1 protein-coding gene is annotated in these 481 nt (G+C 49.5%); it reads left to right on the forward strand.

Going from position 1 to position 481, the window contains the following annotated elements; all coding sequences use genetic code 11:
* Nucleotides 1-481: condensation domain-containing protein (locus tag HFD99_RS24915; RefSeq protein ID WP_238797307.1), on the forward strand; the 481-nt coding region annotated here is incomplete at both ends.

Consider the following 481-nt stretch of genomic DNA (forward strand, 5'->3'; position numbering starts at 1 on the left):
TTCTGTCTACGACAACAAGCGATACCAGCAAATATGTTTCTGAAAAAATAACGGTAGAGCTGGATCCAACGTGGAGCGAAGCCATGTACCGGATTGCGAAGCAGCAGCAAGTCACGATCAATACGCTGATGCAGAGCGTGTGGGGCCTTATTTTGCAGCAATATAACAACAACGAGGATGTTGTATTCGGTAGTGTCGTATCTGGACGTCCGACGGATATTCCGGGTGTAGAGCATATGATCGGCCTGTTCATTAATACCATCCCAGTGCGGATTCAAAGTGAGCGAAATGCCACGTTTGTGGACATCATGCGCAAAACGCAGGAGCAAGCGCTGGCTTCAGGCGTCTATGACAGCTTCCCGCTGTATGAGATTCAGGCGCTGACCGAGCAGAAGCAAAATCTGATTAACCACATTATGGTGTTTGAGAACTATCCGGTCGAGGAGCAAGTCGAGCAGCTGGGTGAAGTTCGTCCATCCGC

Origin of the sequence: Paenibacillus sp. EKM301P (assembly GCF_011800295.1) — a bacterium.
In the GTDB taxonomy this organism is placed as follows: domain Bacteria; phylum Bacillota; class Bacilli; order Paenibacillales; family Paenibacillaceae; genus Paenibacillus; species Paenibacillus polymyxa.